Below are 18713 nucleotides of genomic sequence, written 5' to 3'. Positions count from 1 at the left end.
CCCCCTTTAAATTTTCAATTACTCTCTAGTAAAACAACTTGCTGAAAAGACATAAATGTCGGGTGAAAATCACCCTCTTTTCATACCTCTTACTATAACAATGGGGGTTCCCTGGTCTGCTGATCCGGCTAAAAGGTCTGCAAGTGTGGCTGCTATGCTCACCAGTCTTCTCGGAGTAGTACCTAAGTCGCTTTGTTCTTCCTGATTTTGACTTAAAATCTCCTCAATCTGGTCTCTGCTGTAGCCTTTGTTGTACAAGGTATCTACTGCAAGTTTTAGTTTCTTTCCTTCCCTTAATTTAAATCCTCTCAGCCTTTCCGATGCACCTAAAGATGGATATGGGTCTGCCAATTCATATATACCAGTATCTGGGTCTTTGTAAGCTCCGTCGCCAAAGATTAGCACATCCACGTCTTTGCCCGTCTTTTCTAGTATTTTTTCTCTTATCTTCTCTGCTGTGCCATCTGCATCTTCAGGCAATAGCTTCAATACCCCTTTCTGGTAATCAGAAACGTTAGAACCTATGACTCCCCAGGGAGCAGGCCCTATTTCATCCAGCGTCTTCACAGGAACCTTTGCTCCAAAAGCCAAGAAAAGGTCTTTACGGAATTTCCTTGCATGGACCTCTCCCAAAATTATTCCGTCCAAATAGCCCATCTCGTATACTTTAAAGGGATTGTTTGTAAATATCACTTCTCCTTTTGCCCCTGTTTCTTCAATGAGGTCTAAATACAGCCTCCTGTAGTCTACCCCTGTTATAGGATGTTTGAACATCTCATTGCCGAGTTCTTCGGAATATATAGCCTCATCATCTGCAAAGGCATCCAATTTATCGGCAAAAGAAATCTGATAAATTGGATTTTCATCTCCAGAAACGTATTTTAAAGCATCAAAGAGAACAAACTCTTTCCTTCCAAGGTCCACACCTGCTGCAAAGGCTTTGCGAGCTTCAGGCATGTCTGCCAAAATCTCTACAGCTTTTTTTGCAGCCTTTTGATGGTCTGTAAAAGTAACTTCTAAAGGAGCAATCAACCCCTCAGGAGTTCTCACAGTTATGTCTGATAGGCCTGTTCCTAAAATTTTTCTCATGCCCACAATGCTATACCCCAGAGACTGGAGTATCAAAGCCGTTATCACTTCTCTAATCAGGATATTTAAGTGAGGCGTGCTTCCTCTCGCAGAAGTTAAATGCTTGTACACAGTCTTAAGTCCAAGGCGAATCCTTGCCATTTCAGGGTCTATCACTTGATTGCCCACTTCATCTGACGGAATTGGAAAAGTGACAATCACTCTTCCTCCATCAGTTGCCTTAGCTATGGCCTTCAAAACAAGGGCAAATCGATTTCGACTGGCGATAGGATACACAACTGCCAGTGTGCTTCCTGGGTTTAATTTAAACCCTTCTTTGATCATTTTAGACAGGTCATCACAGGTCACATATCTGTTTTGAGACCTTGCCACAACCGCTTCTGTAACGCAAACTATGTCTCCATCCTCAGCAATTCCTTTAACCGCCTCAGAGACAATCTCTGAGATGTCATCATTTGGCAAGATAAGCCCTGTCTTTACAGCCAAAGCCTGTGCTACAACCAATTCATTCTTTTTTGACATCCTCTCACCTTCCTTTTTCAGCCCTTCCCTTACTACCTAAAATTTCTATCCCAATTAAAATTATACCTCAAATCCTTTGATTTGACTACATAATTTATCAGACTAAATTTGCACAAGTATGATATAATGATATTAAGGAAAGTATTGCATTGAAATCGAGGTGTAAAAAATGTTGAGATTTAATGTAAAGGCAATCACCATGGACGTGGAGGGCAATTTTTCCGTACTTTTGACAGATGAAAATGAGAAAAAAGTATTGCCGATAGTGATAGGACCATTAGAGGCTCAAAATATCGCGATACCTCTTCAAGGAATAAAACCTCCAAGACCTCTCACCCCAGACCTTTTAAAATCAGCAATTGAGGAGCTGGGCGGAAAACCAGAAAAAGTGGTTATAACTGACCTTAAAGACGACACCTACTACGCGGAAGTTCATATAAAACAAGGAGATAAACTTATAAAGCTGGATTCAAGGCCAAGCGATGCCATAGCTTTAGCGGTTCGCACTGACATGCCCATATACCTAAATGTAAGACTTGCGGAATTTACCTACGACATGGCAGATTTAAAATTCGAAGATAAAAATGAGTAATTCATTGTCCCCCGCAAAGGGGGATTATTTTTTAGAAAAATAGTTAACCAATTTTAAAATATGGTTGACAATTTTCAGCCCAGAATTTATAATATAGCCATGAAACTTTCAATTGAGGGGGCAAAAAAATGATAAAAACTAAAGACATGACTATGGCATCCCTATTTGCTGCTATAACTTTTATAATGGGATTTATAAAAATACCTCTACCTTTTTCTCCAGTGCCAATAACAGGACAGACATTTGCAGTGATGCTTGCAGGAGGACTTTTAAACCCTGTCGCTGCTTTTTTGAGCCTTTTTGTCTTTGACCTTTTGGGGGCAGTTGGAGTGCCGGTCTTTTCCGGCCTAACTGGTGGAATAAACGTCATCGTAGGACCTACAGGAGGGTACATACTAAGCTGGCCCTTCGCTGCTTTATTCATTTCTTTGACCTTGAGGAACAGAAGGGTAAACTTTTTTAACGTACTTCTTGCATATATTCTATTTGGAATAATATTGGTCTATATCGCAGGAATAACGCAATTATCATTTGTTGCGGGCATATCTTTGAAAAAAGCCATTATGGTAGGAGCTCTTCCTTTCATACCCGGGGATATAATAAAAGCCATTGTGGCATCTTACTTGACTTTAAAACTAAAGCCAGTAATGGAAATATATAATAAAAGGCAGGGGTAATCCCTGCCTTTTATCTACCTCCTCTGTACTGTCCTTTTGCTCCAAAGCCCTGACCAAAACCGCTCATTTTTCCAGCATTATTTTTGCCATAGCCCATTCCAAGCCCTAATCCAGAACCTTTGCCGTATTGACATGTTCCATCCCAAGAGCTTATTCTCTGCTCAATATTTTGCTTCATGGCATCAGCTCTATCCTGTGTTATTTTGCCTTCTTTTACTAGCTGGTCTATATAAGCTTCTTTTTGCTCAATTAACGCTTTCTTCAGGCTGTCAAGTGTTATCCCATTTTCTTCTGCAATTTGGACCATTGTCTTTCCTGCCTTTAACTCATTTAAGATTTCGTCTGCGCTTTTTCCAGTCAATTTAGCTAGAAAATCTGCATTCCTGCTCATGCCATACCTTGGAGCTTCACTTGAATACTGCTTTGTTTGTGGAATATTCACCGTGCTGCCATTTGTTGCAGCATAAGCTGCCACTCCACTTAAAAGCATTCCTCCTGTAAGTACTACTGCTAGAGTCTTTTTAAAATTCATCTTAACACCACTCCTTTTTTTATTTTTTGCTGTTACATTTATATAATACCCCTTTAGTTTGAGCAACCAATAATGAAATTGTGAAAAGGCTGTGAGCATTTTCACATAATAATGTGAAGTTTAAAAGAAATAAATAAAAAGGTGGCAGAAGCCACCCTAAAATTCATATTGAATTTCCATTTCCTTGAGGTATAACTGGAGAACCAGCATTTTCCTTAAACCATTCCTTTTTAAATTCCTTTTTCCATTCAAAATGCCTGAAAAATTTTTGAGGCAATCCATTTTGCTCTATATTCTTTACCATCTCATCAATTCTATTTTTGATTGTATTTCCTTGATCTTGTGTGATTGTTCCAAAGCTTACAAGTTTGTCAACTAGCTGCTTTTGAAGCTGTGCCATTTGTTTGAAATAATTGATAAGCTCATTTTTCTGCTGTTCTGTTAACTTCGATGGGTCAATTCCCCTTAAAATAAACCCAAGCCCGTCTTTTCCACCAAACATAGCGTATAAATTTTTGTCAGCGTTAGCTACTGCATTATCTATAGCATTTATAATTTTATTTGCCTGGTCCTGAGTAAGAACCCCTTCAGATACTAGCTTATTTACCAAATTTTTCTGAAGTTCAGCCATTTGTTTGTATATATCTTCTAAAGCCTTTTTCTGTTCATCTGTGAACTTAGAGGTGTCTATTCTGCCTATTCCAAAAAATCCTCTGTCAAATCCCTTTCCGCCCATGAAAAAAGGAACGTTGTTTTCATCAGCCTTAGAAACTCTTTCATCAATGTTTTTAATTATATTGTCTGCCTGCTGCCTTGTTATAAGCCCTGCATCCACAAGCTTGTTTACAAACTCCTTTTCAAGGTCTGCAATTTTCTTGTTGTAATCAGAAATCATCTGTTTTTGCTGAGGTGTCAATTTAGATGTGTCAATTCCAAAAAAGCTCTTAATTTTTGTTCCAGCCTCAGGATTTGCAGCAAAAACTGTAAGAGGAATTGCCAAAGCAAGTATTACCGCTAATGCGATTAACCACTTGTTTTTCTTCAAGTTAAAGTACCTCCTTTCAATAATTTTATTTTCATTATTTATGATATCCCTAAAGTGTGACACATTTTTTTAAAATCTGTGAGGAAAGTGTGAAAGTTTAATTTAAAATATTGTAAACTTGCCGAAAAAAAAGTAAACTAAATTCAGGAGGTGTTTTTTGATGCACAAAGTTTTGGTAATTGAAGATGAAGAAGGAATGAGAGATATATTAAAAACTTATTTAGAAAATAATGGATATCAAGTATTGACTGCAAAAAATGGAAAAGAAGGCCTTGACCTCTTCAACGAAAACAAAGATATAAAGATAATCCTCTTGGATATAATGCTCCCTGATATAAGCGGATGGAGCCTTTTAAAAACAATAAGGGAAACATCCAAAGTTCCTGTGATGATGATAACGGCAAGAGGAGAAGAATACGACAAACTCTTAGGCTTTGAATTGGGAGCAGATGATTATGTAGTAAAGCCCTTTAGTCCCAGAGAAGTAGTGGCCCGTGTAAAAGCAATTTTATCAAGGACATATGGCTCTCAAGAGGATGGAAAAACAGAATATCAAGGGATTGTCATGGATGTTCATTCGAGGGAAGTCACTGTTGATGGCAAAAAAATTGAGCTCACTCCAAAGGAATTTGACCTTTTAAAGCTTTTACTGGATAACAAGGGAAAAGTTGTATCCCGCGAAAAATGTCTCAATGAAGTCTGGGGCTACGATTTTTACGGAGATTTGAGGACAGTCGACACTCACATAAAACAGCTGAGAGAAAAATTGGGCGAAAAGAGAAACCTCATAAAAACTGTGTGGGGAATAGGTTATAAACTGGAAGGTGACTGATTTGAAGGGAATAAGGAAAAAACTTTTTATATCATACCTTTCCATAGGAATGGTAGTACTTTTGCTTTTCTGGCTGACACAGGTAGTTTTCATAAACAGAATATACGAGTATTACAAGGTAAATCAATTAAAAAGTTACAGCGAGCAGATAGTGCAGGCCATAAACAATAACAATGAAATGCTAATAAGCGAACTCATAGACAAGTCAAATGCAAGAGTAATAGCAATCACAGAAAACGACATAGTAATAGCTGGAAACAATAGAGGGCATGGAATGAGAGGACTTGGAATCCCTGAAATACTCTTAAGGCCTACTAACACTACGAGAGTCGTAAAATACGAACACCCTTTTCTCCACATAGAATACCTCTCAATTGTGAGGCCTTTTTTGTACAACGGCAAACCCGCTATCTTAATTATGAGTTTACCTGAGGCTTCTATAAACGACTCTGTCAATCTCTTTAAAGAGGTCTTCTGGTGGATCTTTGCACTCACCATAGTTTCTACTCTCGTTGTGTCCAGCTATATGTCCAAAAAATTCACTCGCCCAATACAGATCCTAAAAAATGCAGCCCATGAAATCGCCTCAGGAAATTTGAACGTAAAAATAAATTACAAAGAGGAAGATGAACTGGGAGAGCTTGCAAAGTCCATGAACACAATGGTAAAGCAGCTTTCTATAACAGACAAGTTTAGAAAAGATTTAATTGCAAATATAAGCCATGACTTAAAAACACCTTTAGGCCTCATAAGAGGATATTCAGAAATGCTTTTAGATTATTACGGGGAGGACAAAGAAAAAAGAGAAAAATATTTAAACACAGTAATCAAAGAAACAGAGAGGATGTCAAAACTGGTAGACGATGTTCTGCAGCTTTCTAAACTTCAATCAGGAATGGTGGAGGTGAAGGAAGAGACAATTGACCTGGAAAAATTAATATTTGAAATTCTTGATATATTTGAAATTCAAATTTTAGAAAAGAACATTGAAGTAAGACTTGAAAACTTGAAAGTTAAGGTCGTAGCAGATAGAGAGATGATAAAAAGAGCAATAATAAACATAATAAGCAATGCTATAGCAAGCATGGAAAATGGAGGAACGCTTTCTATCACCGCAGAACTTCAGGATAAAGACGTCCTCATTAAAATATCAGATACCGGATGTGGAATACCGGAAAAAGACCTTGAACATATATTTGATAGATTCTACAAAGGAAATAAATCTGGAACAGGACTTGGCCTTGCAATAGTGAAAGAAATACTTACCCTACATCAAAGCGATTTCGGAATAAGGAGCAAAGAAGGAGAAGGGACAACTTTTTACTTTACTTTAAAAGCGGGGAAATAGCCCCGCTTTTAAGATTTAAAAAACTTATCTTCTATTTCCTTCATGATAGCCCTGTAAACGTCATTTATCCCTTCACCTGTCTTCTTTGAAACAGCTTTTACATCCTCATACTCGGGATAGGCTTTAATGAGCTTTCCATTAAAATACCCTTTTTTGACTCTTATATTCCCATAAGGCGTAGTAATCTCTTCAATTTCTCTGTCCAGCTTGTGCCTTAACACTTCATAATACCTTATTCCAAAAGTAGTAGTCTCTTTGAAAATTACCTCTTTTAGCCTTCCAACCTTCTCTTCTTCACATATAACTGTAATAAGCGCACCTGGCCTCTGTTTTTTCATGATTACAGGTGTTAAAAAAACATCCAGAGCTCCATTCTCAAAAAGCTTATCAAACAAATATTGATAAAATTCAGGATTCATATCGTCTATATTTGTCTCCAAAACCATCAATGTTTCAGGTTTTTTTTACTTCCTCTTCTCCTACGTAAGTCCTCAATAAATTGGGTATCTCAAGGTCCCTCATACCTGCACCGTATCCGACAGAATGTATCACCATATCTGGAATACCACCAAACTCGCCCGCCAGAGTCTTTATAATCACAGCTCCTGTCGGAGTTACAAGCTCTCCCTCTATATCTATGCTTTTCACCGGGATTCCTTTTAAAAGCTCAGCCGTGGCAGGGGCAGGAACAGGCATAAGTCCGTGCTGCGTGTGTACAAACCCCGACGTTACAGGAAGAGGAGATGATACAATTTTATCCGGCTTTATCATGTCAATTAATATAGCAGTCCCTATTATGTCTACAATAGAATCCACAGCTCCTACCTCGTGAAAATGAACTTCTTCCACACTTCTGCCGTGAATTTTCGCTTCCGCTTCAGCCAGCCTCTCAAACATTTCAACGCTCAATTTTTTTACTTTCTCAGAAAGCTCACTTCTTTCTACAATCTCTTTTACATCCTTTAAATGCCTGTGATGATGCTTCTCCTCCTGATAGATTACCTTGAAAGTTCTCGCGCTTATAGTATTTTTGCGCGTTGTATTGATCTCAATATCAAAATCTTTCAATGCAATCTTCTTTATTTCTTTTTTAAACTCCTCTTCATCCACATGATTGAGCAAAGAGGCTATGGTCATATCTCCGGAAATCCCTGCAAAGCAGTCAAAATAAAGTACTTTCATTTTCCTTCCTCCCCTATCCTATTTATCAGAGTGGCTGCGTAAGCTGCACCAAAGCCGTTGTCAATGTTAACAACTGTGACTCCGCTAGCACAGGAATTTAACATGGCCAAAAGTGCTGAAAGCCCTCTGAAATTCGCACCGTATCCGACACTTGTCGGCACGGCAATTACAGGAGCACTCACCAACCCACCCAGCACTGTGGGAAGAGCCCCTTCCATCCCTGCCACTGCAATTAATACCCTGCACTTTCTTATTTCATCTAGCTTGTGAAGCAGTCTATGTAGTCCTGCAACTCCCACATCGTAAAATCTCTTTACAGTATTCCCCATAAGTTCAGCTGTGACAGCTGCTTCTTCTGCAACAGGTAAATCAGAAGTGCCAGCTGCAACTACCCCTATAACTCCCTTTGTCTTTTTTAAAGGGGTATTCTTCACAGAAATTATTCTGGCCTCTTCATAATAGATAGCCTTATCTATAACCTCTTTTACTGCTTCAAAATGCTCTCTTGATGCCCTTGTACCAAGGACATCCACCTCTTTTCTATGCATAGCCAAGGCTATTTCTCTAACCTGATAGGGAGTCTTTCCCTCACAAAAAATGACCTCAGGAAAGCCTTTCCTCAGCTCTCTGTGATAATCAATCTTGGCAAATCCAAGGTCTTCGTATGGCAGATTCTGAAGTATATTTAAAGCTTCCTCCTGTGATATTCTGCCTTGTTTGAACTTCTCCAAAACTTCAAGTATCTTTTCCTTATACATCCTCTACTCCTCTCCTCTTAGGGTTAAGACTGCCAGTCCTGTAGCCTTCAAGGTCCAAAGTCACATATTTAAACCCTGCTTCCTTAACACTTTCCACTATTTTCTTCCTAATATCCTCTTCAAAAACTCTTTCCATATCTTCTTTTCTTAACTCTATCCTAGCCACATCCCCGTGATATCTCACTCTAAATCCATCAAAACCTAAACTCTTTAGACTTTCCTCTGCCTTTTCAACCATAGAGAGCTTCTCATAAGTTATTTCTTCTCCATAAGGAATCCTAGAAGCAAGACAGGCATAAGAAGGTTTATTCCATGTCGGAAGGTCCATCTCTTTTGAAAAAAGCCTTATTTCTTCTTTGGTTATCCCGCAGTCCAAAAGAGGGCTCAGTATGCCCAATTCTTTTAATGCTTTTCTCCCAGGCCTAAAATCATTGATATCATCCGCATTAGTCCCTTCGACAATGTAATAAAATCCTCTTTCCTCTGCAATATCCTTAAGCTTTGAAAACAGGTTTTTCTTACAAACATAGCACCTATTCAAAGGATTAGACTTAAATTCCTCTATCTCAAGTACCTCCTCATATCTAACCACCAAATGTGGAAAACCCAAAACCTTCGCTAATTTTTTACTTTCTTCTATCTCCCTTTTAGGATGCAGGGGTGTTGAAATAGTAACGGCCAGCATATCCTCTCCAAGCTCTTCATATGCCACTTTTGCCAAAAAAGTGCTGTCTACTCCTCCAGAAAAAGCTACTAACACCCTCTTTAAATTCTTTACATAGTCTCTTAACTTCTCCAGCTTCTTTATATACTCTATACTAACACCCCCCTATGGTATACCCATATGCTGCGTATAATTATTTTAACACAAGAATGAAAAGAAACAAAATGAAAAATTGCTTGAAGGTAAAAACCTCCAAGCAACTCTCTTGTCCTTTTCTCAAATCCTAAAAACCTTCACAGCTTCTTCTGGTTCTAATGCCACCTCTTCTTAAGTTTTTCGCAGCGCTCTTTAAGTCTTCTACTGCTGAGAGCTGTTCTTCAGTGGAGGCGCTCATCTCCTGCAATTTTAATCTACGTCTTTTATATCGTCCTTTTTTGCGAAAAAGTTTAATTTTAGATAGCTTTTTTAAAAAATTCAAAGGCATAAACGAAAAAAGCTATGACAGCTAAACCAAGAGCTAAAATCATTAAAAAAAGGTTGTAGGGCCATCTAAAAAGAGAAAAAATTATGGCAACGTAAAACAAAAAGGTTGCTGCCTTTCCATAAGCATTAGCCGGTATGGCAATTTTTTGCTTGCGGTAGAGAAAAGCTGCTCCTACTATCATGGCAAGTTCCTTTACTGCTAGAACTCCTATTATGAAAAAAGGAATAAAACCTTTAAGCCATAGACTCGTCAAAACAGTGAGCACCATAAGCTTGTCCGCAAGGGGATCTAACAAAGTCCCAAGCTTAGTCACCTGATTAAAATGCCTGGCAATGTATCCATCCAAAACATCTGTAATGCCGGAGAGTATAAAAATAATTGCTGCATACACATTCCCTTCTGGCATGCAAAAAAAAGCATATACAAAGCCGGGTATTAACAAAAATCTTACTAAAGTTAAAATATTTGGTATATTCATCAAGACACCCCTTGCAAATTAAAACTTTTACAAAAGTAAAAGACCCTTATCGGGCCGCATTGAGACTTAACGTATTATTATCAAGAGCCACCTTAAAGCTATATCCATCTTCGTCTTTCTTAAAATCCTCAACCTTGTTAAAGCATTTTGCAAAGATGATATTCTTTGTGTGAACTTCAATATCTTTTAAATTGTACTTCAAAGCCGTCCTTTTAAGAAGTAGGTCTACTATTTCTTGAGCAGTATCCATTTCTATATTTTCCTTCTTTTCAATGTAAATATACATGCTGCTTCTTTTCTGCTGCCAGTCGATATCGTAAAGAACGCAGAAGCCTAATTTTTCACCTTCTTCTGTCTCCAAAACAAACATCTTGCGGTTTTTTCCAAAAGGTATATTCAAGACATTGTCTTTCTTTCTCGATATTTTAAACAAATCAATTAAAAATTTAACAACATTGACATCCTGCAACCAAAGTGAAAAAGCTTTTTTATCTTTCTTTTCTAAATCTTTTATCAGCACTTTTCCAATTTCTCTCATATCCACACCACCTATCTATATTTTTATATATTCTTTATAAACTTCAAAAATCCTGCTAAAGGATAGAAAATAATTTTCGACAAATAATAAAAACAAAAAAGAGGGCTAGAACCCTCTTATCTGTCAAAAACTAAATAAATTTTTTCCTAGAATTACTGTATTGGCGGCATACTTCTCATCATTTCAGAAAAAACTCCTGCAAATACGCTTCCCAAGAATATGGCCATAAGTATTGCAATCACTATCCCGACTATCACAGGCATAAAAAAGACCAAGGCAGCATTTCCAGTGCTCAACTTATAGTTCTCCTTCATTGCTAAAATGTTCAAAAAGGCAATCCATATGAAAATTCCCAAAGATACAGTTATTCCAAGAAGTACTCCTCCAATTCCCCCCATAAACTTCATCAAAAACGGGGAAATCAGTGCAGAAAAGATGCTCGGAAGCACTGCAAAACATACTGCCGAATAAAGTCCCTTAGCAGTACCTAAAACCACTGCTTCTCCTTCTTCCTTCTCCTCCCTCCAGTACATTTCTCCACCTAAGACCTCAGCCAAAAAATGATATATTGCTGCGTAGATAAAATACAGTATCGGGTTTAGAAAAATGCTACCAAACACTATAAAGCCAAAAAACAAATTATTAAGCCTTGGAGCATGAGAGAATCCAGGCCCTGGTTGAATCGGCTGACCGGATATACCCACCTTAAAAGCCAGCACTGAGGACAAGAGGCTTACAATTATTAAGACTATTATCCCCTCCCACACAGGCTTCTTTCTCACTATATCCGCCATTGTCTCCCTTGGTTGAAAAAATACGCCATAAATTCTTTCAAAAAAATTCACTCTACGTAACCCCCTATCCTAAATTTGTTAAATTTAAACTCCATTATCTACATTTTACCACAAGTTTTATTAAATTTGTGTTAAAATTTTTTTAAACTGAAGGAAATTAGGTTTTTCTGGTGAATTATATATATTGAGGTGATAAGATGCAAGCAGAAATATTAAAAGCCATACAGACTATATCAAATCCCTTTTTAGACTATTTTTTTATAATACTTACAATGCTTGGAAGCTCCGGCTTTTACTTTATCTTTATTCCCATTTTCTACTGGTGCATTGACAAAAGGTTGGGATTAAAACTTGGACTTATTTTAATAGCCTCTATCTACATAAACACTGTCATAAAAGAAGTGACAAAAATTTCCCGCCCCATAGGATATCCCGGGATACGATCAATATTCACTCAATCTGCCGGAGGTTATTCTTTCCCGAGCGGCCACGCACAGGGTTCTGCTACTTTCTGGGGGACTTTAATGGTTCACTATAACAAAAAATGGCTATGGTATTTGGGAAGTCTTGTGGTAATCCTAGTATCTTTTTCGAGAATGTATTTAGGAGTGCACTGGCCTATAGACATAGCTGGAGGTATTTTGATAGCCTTCTTGATAGTAGTATTGGGTGAATTAATTGATAGCATTCTAAGAGAGAACCCTTTGAAATTTCCACTTTATTTGAAAATACTGCTTTCAATTATAGTCCCTGTTATATTTGTATGTATTTTCCCGCATAAGGATATATATGAGCACATGGGACTTATAGCTGGAGTTTTGACAGGTTACTTTGTAGACAAAGAAAAATTTGATTTTACTACTCATGGAACTTTTTCTAAACAGGTAACAAAATTTTTAATAGGAGTTGCCGTATTTTTTGCTTTAAAAGAGGGGTTAAAACTCATAATGCCTTATGAAAATGCGTTTAACTTTTTAAGGTATAGCCTTTGTGGAGTTTGGCTTTCTCTAGGAGCGCCTTATACATTTTTCCTCCTTAAGCTAAACGACAAAAAAATCGCATAAAATTAAAAGCCTCCACCAAAAGTGGAGGCTTAACCAATTTTAGCCATACTCTTTGTGTGTTTGTCTGCAACCTTAGAGGCGCCACAGGAAGCAGGTTTTACCTGTGCCTCAAATCCGCATCCCAACACCATATTTACAACCTCTTTTATTATGTCCCTAGTCTTCCCATTTTCACCTACGTCCAAGTGAATCTGTATATTTATGTTCTTGTCAGCTTCGACAAGCTTCTCAAAGAGGTAATTAGCCACTTCAATGCTGTAGGTTGCTTCCATGAAAATCCTCTGTTTTAAAGTCAAGGATTTTTTATTATAAAATTTCCTGTAATAGTACCGCGCACCTTTACCCACTCTGTATATGATGACAGCCGTCACAAAGCAGATGGAATTGCCCGGCTGTGAATCAGTTCCTACCATCAACCGGTAATCCGCTTGCCGGTCTCCTTCGACAAAATCCATGATGTCTTCAAACATTTGATCTATATGCATTTTTCCTTTGGTTGGGCTAATGAAATACAACTGCCCCATCTCCTTTAATTGCAGATTTGCTATCAAAATTTGCAATATTTAATTTTAATTATACACTATTTTTTTTAAAAGTGTATTAAAATTTTTTTATTTTCACGTTAAACAATCAACTTTGTCACAAAGAGCACTAGTTTCGCTGCTGGCAGGAAAATAAGCTGCGCAATCAATGTACCCAAAATTTTCCCAAAAACAAGCAATACTACCATGCTGTCCACATCTTTCAAAGTCTTTTTACCGTTCATAGCTAAGTCAGTAATCAAAGCTGCTACCGGGTCTACAACTACAGTAAACAAAATTGTTGCAAAACCGTTTATAATGCCAGAGAGCTGACTTGCCGTAATCCTGTACTCTGGAATTATAGCTCCAGCGTAAAGGGAAGAAATTACTCCTGTTGTGTATATAGACGTAATTATCACGTTGTATATCAAAAAACTTTTGGGTATGTCCGCTTTAAAAACACCTTTTAACATAGAAAGCCTTGGAATCACAATTTTTTTCTTAATTTTTTTGAGGTTGCTCCACCTGAAACCCCGCAATATTAACCTTGGAACCGTACCTGCTCCTTCCATTCCGTTTATTGCAACGGTAAATATGGAAACAAAAGTCGGCATTAAAGGAGCTGCTAGCAGAGCCCCTAAAGTTGCAGAAAAAAGCACCACTCTCATGTCATTTTGCAAAAGGTCAACCTTTTCCATCTTTATCGCCATGTCCACAATGCTTCCAAGAAAAGGTGCTTGAATCATGTTCGAAAGCCTTGATATTACAGCCATTATATTAAAAAGCGATAAAGCAACAGCAAGCTTTTTTGTTCTGACACCCGAAGGCCTGATAGAATAAGAAAGGGTGTCAATAAAATGAATTATCATCGTAAAAAAAGCAACTATCAAAAGCCTTTTTATATCTATCATCTATTCCCCATCCATTCTCTCTTTAAATTCCCCTATAATTATAGTTTACAATGCCTTTTTTTTCAACATTTATCTTTTGCCAAACTTTGTGATATAATTTATTTCGATGGAGGGGTACAAATGGCACAAAAACAATACAACAAATGGATTATATTATCGGCAGTAGTCATAGGAAGCATAATGGGCCCAATTGATGGAAGTGTTGTAAATCTTGCAATGCCCGAATTCACAAAGATTTTTCACACAAACATAACTACAGTAAGCTGGGTTTCCATGATATATCTCCTTGTTGTAAGCAGTTTAATGATGACATTTGGAAGGCTTGGAGACATACTAGGTTACAAAAAATTATATGAATATGGCCTTTTGACATTTTCGATTTCCTCCTTAATTTTAAGCTTTTCTGTGAACATACATATGTTGATAATAATGAGAGCTATTCAAGCAGTAGGCGCAGCTATGCTCATGTCAATGTCTTCTGCAATAATCACCTCTGTATTTCCACCAAATGAAAGGGGTAAGGCATTAGGCATTAACGCCATGTCAATTTCAATAGGCCTTGCAATTGGACCTACTCTGGGAGGTTTTCTCTTAAAATATTTGGGTTGGCCTTCTATATTTTACATAAACGTACCTATTGGTGTAATTGGCTACATTTGGGCCCATACAGTTGTACCTGAAAACAAAGGAGTGCCAGAAAAATTTGACCCATATGGTTCCACCTACTTTTTTATGTTTTTAGCAAGCCTTTTGCTTTTTATATCAGAAGGTGGAACATGGGGCTGGTATTCAGTGCCAAGCATTTTTTCTTTCGCAGCTTTTTTAGTATTTCTCATACTCTTCATCCGTACAGAAAACAAGGTTGAATTCCCTATGTTTGATTTCTCACTTTTTAAAATAAGGTCTTTCACCTTTGGAATCACAAGTACCCTTTTAAACTTTATGGCCCAGTACACGATGACCTTTTTAACCCCTTTTCTTCTGAAACATCTGGGCTACTCTACTGAAAAAGCAGGCATAATTATGACCTCCTTCCCTGCAATGATGTTTATTGTAGCTCCTTTAAGCGGAATTCTAGCCGATATGTATGGAGCTCAAATCCTCTCAACTTTCGGCGCATTAATTTCGGCTCTGGCTCTCTTTTTAATGGCTACTCTCACAGAAAAATCGCCCATGTTTGATATCATGTGGCGTCTTGCTATATTTGGAATAGGAAATGCCATTTTCCAAACTCCTAACAACAGCGCGGTAATGGGAAGCGCTCCTAAAAATAGACTGGGTATAGCTTCTGCCTCCCTTGCCACGATGAGAAATGTAGGAATGGTAATTGGAATCGCTGTAGCCGGTGCAATTTTCACCAACAGGTTAAAAGCCTATCAAGCTTTTAACTTACCCTATAACATTTCATTTATGAGGGCAATTAAAGAAGCATACATAGTTGCAGGAATTTTTTCTGTAATCTGCGCCTTTACTTCTCTTGTCAGAGACAATATCAAAATACAAAGAAAGGATTGATTTTTATGGAAGTGACTTTGGCTATTGTAAAGCCGGATGGAGTAAAGAGGGGTCTTATAGGGGAAATACTGAAAAGATATGAAAACAAGGGGTTAAGGCTTAAAGCCGCAAAAGTAGTCACACCTTCAATTGAACTTCTGGAAAAACACTATGAGGAGCACAAAGGAAAGCCTTTTTTTAAGCCTTTGATAGAGTACATGTCTTCAGGCCCTGTTTTTGCTATGGTCCTTGAAGGAGAGAATGCTGTAAAACTGGTGAGAATGATAAACGGAGCGACAAAAGTGGAAGATGCTCTCCCTGGCACTATACGAGGAGACTTTGCTTCCAGCACCACTTACAATGTGGTGCACGGTTCAGACAGTGTGGAATCTGCAAAAAGAGAAATAGCATTATGGTTTCCTGAACTCATCCTTTAAAATTAAAAGCTGTGGCAAATTTTTTCTTCCTGCCACAGCTTTTAATTTACTCTTCTTTTCTCAAATGAGGGATTATGTAGGCTGTGTAAAGATTGTTGAAGACAAATTCTATAGATGAGAAAAATACCACAACCAGCCAATCATAAGCATCAAGAGGCACTGTTTTGAAAATCACACCCAGAGGCTTTATGTAAACCGTGGATAAAAAAATCAAGAAAGAGCTTAACACTGCCAGCACCAGATAGGGATTGGTGAAAAAACCTAGTTCAAAAATCAAATGTCTTTCAGACCTACATTCAAAAGCGTGTATCATCTCAACAGTAACTAGTGTAGCAAAAGCAATAGTCCTGGCTTTTTCAAGGCCAGCGTATCCCAGTGCAAATACATATGCCCCTACAGTGCTTATTCCTATTAAAACCCCAACTATGAATATCCTCAATCCCAATCCCCTTGAAAAAACGCTCTCATTTGCATCTCTTGGCTTCATCCTCATTATGTCCTTTTCAGGCGGGTCAAGACCTAAAGCCAGAGCAGGAAGCCCATCTGTAACAAGATTTACCATCAATATCTGTATGGGTACAAGAGGCAGTTTCAGAGACATAAGGGCTGCAAAAAACATTGTCAAAACTTCTCCGAAATTGCATGAAAGCAAAAAGCGTATAAATTTCCTTATATTGTCATAAATTATTCTTCCTTCTTCAACAGCTGCAACAATAGTGGCAAAATTATCATCCAATAAAATTATAGAAGAAGCTTCCTTTGCAACCTCTGTCCCTCCTTTGCCCATAGCAATTCCAATATCCGCCTCTTTCAGAGCCGGAGCGTCATTGACCCCATCCCCTGTCATAGCAACAGTAAACCCTCTATTTTTAAGAGCCCTTACAATTCTGTACTTATGCTTAGGAGTCACCCTAGCATAAACACTTACATTTGTGCAGGTTTTCTCTAACTCCTTGTCAGTCATCTCATCTAAATCTTTGCCTGTAATAACTCTTTCCCCTTCTCCCAGTATGTTAAGTTCTTTCGCTATAGCAGTCGCTGTAACTTTATGGTCTCCCGTTATCATGACAGGTTTTATCCCTGCCATCTTGCACTTTAAAACCGCATCGTATACCTCTTTTCTTGGAGGGTCTATCATACCTTCTAGCCCTACAAAAACCAGATCCCTTTCTACAAATTCAGCAATAATCGGAGATTTAGGAGGAAGTTTCTTATAGGCAAAAGCTAAAACTCTCAAAGCCTCTTTCCCAAAAGATTCATTAACATCCAGCACCCTCTTTTTGTCAAAAGGCGTCAAAGGAACTTCCTTTTCGTTTACATATTTGAAACTACAAAGTTCCAATATGACATCTGGAGCCCCTTTTGTATAAGCGTATTTCTCCCCATCTATTTCCACAATTACAGTCATTCTCTTTCTCTCCGAATCAAAAGGAATTTCCTCACTTCTCTTTATCTTATTCAAAAAATCCTGTGAAATGCCTGATTTTAACGAAAAAGAAAAAATAGCAGCCTCAGTAGGGTCTCCTATGTACTTATCCTCTTCTAACACTTCTCTTCCTATCTTTATGCTTTCTTTTTTGACCTTTACATTGTTGCACAAAGCTCCTATTTCTAACATCTTTCTTAAAGCACTTCTAGATATATTTTTCTTTTTAATTAACTCCTCATTTTCTTTCCCTCTCACATCAAAAACTTCTTCATCGCAAAACACCTTTGTAACAGTCATTTTATTCTCTGTCAAAGTGCCGGTTTTATCTGTGCAAATCAGATTTGTGCAACCCAGAGTTTCCACCGCTGGCAGTTTTCTTATCAAAGCATTTCTCTCAAGCATCCTCTGCACGCCAATCGCCAGAGAAATTGTAACAACAGCAGGAAGCCCTTCCGGTATTGCCGCTACCGCAAGGCTCACTCCTGACAAAAACATGTAGTAAATAGGTGCCCCTCTTATTATCCCCATCACCGTGACAACGCCGCATATAAAAAGCGCTAAAACTACCAACACTTTTCCTAGCTTGTTAAGCCTTTTTTGTAAAGGAGTTTCTTCCCCTTCAATTTCCTTCATCATCCCAGCGATTTTACCCATCTCTGTCTGCATGCCAGTTGCAGTGACAACTGCTTTCCCCTTGCCTTTTGTCACCACTGTACCCATATATACCATGTTGCGGCTTTCAACTGCTGTCCTATTCAGATTCAAAGGTGCTTCTTTATGGACAGGCACTGATTCCCCTGTCAGAATTGATTCATCAACTTCTAAATTATGAGCTTCTATTAAAAGAGCATCGGCCGGAACCTTATCTCCTGCTCCCAGAAGTATTACATCGTCTATGACAATCTGTGAAGCTTCTACCTCTTTCTCCTCCCCATCTCTTAAAACTTTTGCTGAAGGAGCAGCAAGTTTTTTTAGGGCTTCTAGCGACTTTTCTGTCCTATACTCCTGAACAAAACCCAAAATCGCATTCAAGATGACAATTACAGTTATAGTCAAGGCATCTGCCAGCTCTCCCATAAGGGCCGAAATCAAAGTGGCAGCCAAAAGCACCATCACCATAAAGTCCTGAAACTGGTTTAAAAAAATTTGAATAGGACTTACTCTGCCACCTTCCTCTAAAACATTTGGACCGTACTTTAAAAGCCTTTTCTGCGCTTCTTGAGAAGTCAGTCCTTTAAAATTTATCTTGTCTAAATAATAGATTGTCTGTTGCGAAGTACCTTTTGCCATCCCAATCCCCCTTCTTCAAAACTTCTCACTCC

General features: G+C 38.1%; 20 protein-coding genes. 7 read left to right on the top strand and 13 right to left on the bottom strand.

Features of this window, described 5'->3' with window-relative positions; translation table 11 throughout:
- Window positions 1-69: 69 nt before the first annotated feature.
- A complete protein-coding gene (locus EV203_RS02570) occupies window positions 70-1611 on the bottom strand; it encodes a coenzyme F420-0:L-glutamate ligase (protein WP_132039068.1) in 1542 nt (513 codons plus the stop codon).
- A 169-nt stretch (window positions 1612-1780) separates the two neighbouring features.
- Between EV203_RS02570 and EV203_RS02565 the strand changes: the two genes are divergently transcribed.
- Together EV203_RS02565 and EV203_RS02560 are read left to right on the top strand one after the other, a co-directional pair.
- Window positions 1781-2203: a bifunctional nuclease family protein gene (locus EV203_RS02565; RefSeq protein WP_011025173.1), complete on the top strand. Its 423-nt coding sequence runs from the start codon at window positions 1781-1783 to the stop codon at window positions 2201-2203.
- A 128-nt stretch (window positions 2204-2331) separates the two neighbouring features.
- Window positions 2332-2880 (top strand): biotin transporter BioY, encoded by a 549-nt coding sequence (locus EV203_RS02560; protein ID WP_132039067.1) that lies wholly within the window; start codon window positions 2332-2334, stop codon window positions 2878-2880.
- Window positions 2881-2890: 10 nt separating this feature from the next.
- Here EV203_RS02560 and EV203_RS02555 read toward each other — a convergent pair whose 3' ends face one another.
- Entirely contained in the window at window positions 2891-3412 is a 522-nt protein-coding gene (locus EV203_RS02555; protein ID WP_132039066.1) for a DUF2680 domain-containing protein, read from the bottom strand.
- A gap of 163 nt (window positions 3413-3575) precedes the next feature.
- A complete protein-coding gene (locus EV203_RS02550; RefSeq protein ID WP_043884241.1) occupies window positions 3576-4457 on the bottom strand; it encodes a YckD family protein in 882 nt (293 codons plus the stop codon).
- Window positions 4458-4617: 160 nt separating this feature from the next.
- On the opposite strand from EV203_RS02550, the gene EV203_RS02545 reads away from it, so the two are divergent.
- Both EV203_RS02545 and EV203_RS02540 read left to right on the top strand, forming a co-directional pair.
- Window positions 4618-5289, top strand: a complete 672-nt coding sequence (locus tag EV203_RS02545; protein ID WP_009611103.1) for a response regulator transcription factor — start codon at window positions 4618-4620, stop codon at window positions 5287-5289.
- A 1-nt stretch (window position 5290) separates the two neighbouring features.
- Window positions 5291-6637: a sensor histidine kinase gene (locus tag EV203_RS02540; RefSeq protein ID WP_132039065.1), complete on the top strand. Its 1347-nt coding sequence runs from the start codon at window positions 5291-5293 to the stop codon at window positions 6635-6637.
- An 8-nt stretch (window positions 6638-6645) separates the two neighbouring features.
- On the opposite strand, the gene larC2 is transcribed toward EV203_RS02540, so the two are convergent.
- From larC2 to EV203_RS02505, 7 genes are all read right to left on the bottom strand, one after another.
- Window positions 6646-7083, bottom strand: a complete 438-nt coding sequence (gene larC2 / locus EV203_RS14020) for a nickel pincer cofactor biosynthesis protein LarC2 (RefSeq protein ID WP_043884242.1) — start codon at window positions 7081-7083, stop codon at window positions 6646-6648.
- 7 nt (window positions 7084-7090) lie between these two features.
- On the bottom strand, window positions 7091-7819 hold the full coding sequence (gene larC, locus EV203_RS14015; RefSeq protein WP_132039064.1) for a nickel pincer cofactor biosynthesis protein LarC: 729 nt from the start codon (window positions 7817-7819) through the stop codon (window positions 7091-7093).
- Window positions 7816-8577 carry a nickel pincer cofactor biosynthesis protein LarB gene (larB, locus tag EV203_RS02525; protein WP_132039063.1) on the bottom strand — a complete coding sequence of 254 codons (762 nt, stop codon included), beginning with the start codon at window positions 8575-8577 and terminating at the stop codon, window positions 7816-7818. The genes larC and larB overlap by 4 nt, the downstream gene beginning before the upstream one ends.
- Window positions 8570-9394, bottom strand: a complete 825-nt coding sequence (gene larE, locus EV203_RS02520) for an ATP-dependent sacrificial sulfur transferase LarE (RefSeq protein ID WP_132039062.1) — start codon at window positions 9392-9394, stop codon at window positions 8570-8572. Before larE ends, larB begins: the two co-directional genes overlap by 8 nt.
- A gap of 299 nt (window positions 9395-9693) precedes the next feature.
- Entirely contained in the window at window positions 9694-10203 is a 510-nt protein-coding gene (pgsA, locus tag EV203_RS02515) for a CDP-diacylglycerol--glycerol-3-phosphate 3-phosphatidyltransferase (RefSeq protein ID WP_132039061.1), read from the bottom strand.
- A 46-nt stretch (window positions 10204-10249) separates the two neighbouring features.
- Complete coding sequence (locus tag EV203_RS02510; RefSeq protein WP_132039060.1) at window positions 10250-10741, bottom strand: hypothetical protein; 492 nt, start codon at window positions 10739-10741, stop codon at window positions 10250-10252.
- A gap of 152 nt (window positions 10742-10893) precedes the next feature.
- Entirely contained in the window at window positions 10894-11586 is a 693-nt protein-coding gene (locus EV203_RS02505) for a Yip1 family protein (protein WP_011025153.1), read from the bottom strand.
- A 146-nt stretch (window positions 11587-11732) separates the two neighbouring features.
- Between EV203_RS02505 and EV203_RS02500 the strand changes: the two genes are divergently transcribed.
- Window positions 11733-12599 carry a phosphatase PAP2 family protein gene (locus tag EV203_RS02500; protein WP_132039059.1) on the top strand — a complete coding sequence of 289 codons (867 nt, stop codon included), beginning with the start codon at window positions 11733-11735 and terminating at the stop codon, window positions 12597-12599.
- A 29-nt stretch (window positions 12600-12628) separates the two neighbouring features.
- Here EV203_RS02500 and EV203_RS02495 read toward each other — a convergent pair whose 3' ends face one another.
- Together EV203_RS02495 and EV203_RS02490 are read right to left on the bottom strand one after the other, a co-directional pair.
- Window positions 12629-13114: a ribonuclease H-like YkuK family protein gene (locus EV203_RS02495; RefSeq protein ID WP_011025151.1), complete on the bottom strand. Its 486-nt coding sequence runs from the start codon at window positions 13112-13114 to the stop codon at window positions 12629-12631.
- A gap of 107 nt (window positions 13115-13221) precedes the next feature.
- Window positions 13222-14031, bottom strand: a complete 810-nt coding sequence (locus EV203_RS02490; protein ID WP_132039058.1) for a lipid II flippase Amj family protein — start codon at window positions 14029-14031, stop codon at window positions 13222-13224.
- Between the two features lie 120 nt (window positions 14032-14151).
- On the opposite strand from EV203_RS02490, the gene EV203_RS02485 reads away from it, so the two are divergent.
- A complete protein-coding gene (locus EV203_RS02485) occupies window positions 14152-15546 on the top strand; it encodes an MFS transporter (RefSeq protein WP_132039057.1) in 1395 nt (464 codons plus the stop codon).
- Between the two features lie 5 nt (window positions 15547-15551).
- Window positions 15552-15962, top strand: coding sequence for a nucleoside-diphosphate kinase (ndk, locus tag EV203_RS02480; protein WP_041587114.1), 411 nt, complete (start codon window positions 15552-15554; stop codon window positions 15960-15962).
- A gap of 46 nt (window positions 15963-16008) precedes the next feature.
- Here ndk and EV203_RS02475 read toward each other — a convergent pair whose 3' ends face one another.
- Window positions 16009-18681: a calcium-translocating P-type ATPase, SERCA-type gene (locus tag EV203_RS02475; RefSeq protein ID WP_132039056.1), complete on the bottom strand. Its 2673-nt coding sequence runs from the start codon at window positions 18679-18681 to the stop codon at window positions 16009-16011.
- Between the last annotated feature and the right edge of the window lie 32 nt (window positions 18682-18713).

The organism is Caldanaerobacter subterraneus (assembly GCF_004345675.1).
GTDB classification, from domain to species: Bacteria; Bacillota; Thermoanaerobacteria; order Thermoanaerobacterales; family Thermoanaerobacteraceae; genus Thermoanaerobacter; species Thermoanaerobacter subterraneus.
The sequence above is the reverse complement of the archived record's forward strand: the minus strand, read 5'-3'. Positions and strand labels throughout refer to the sequence as shown.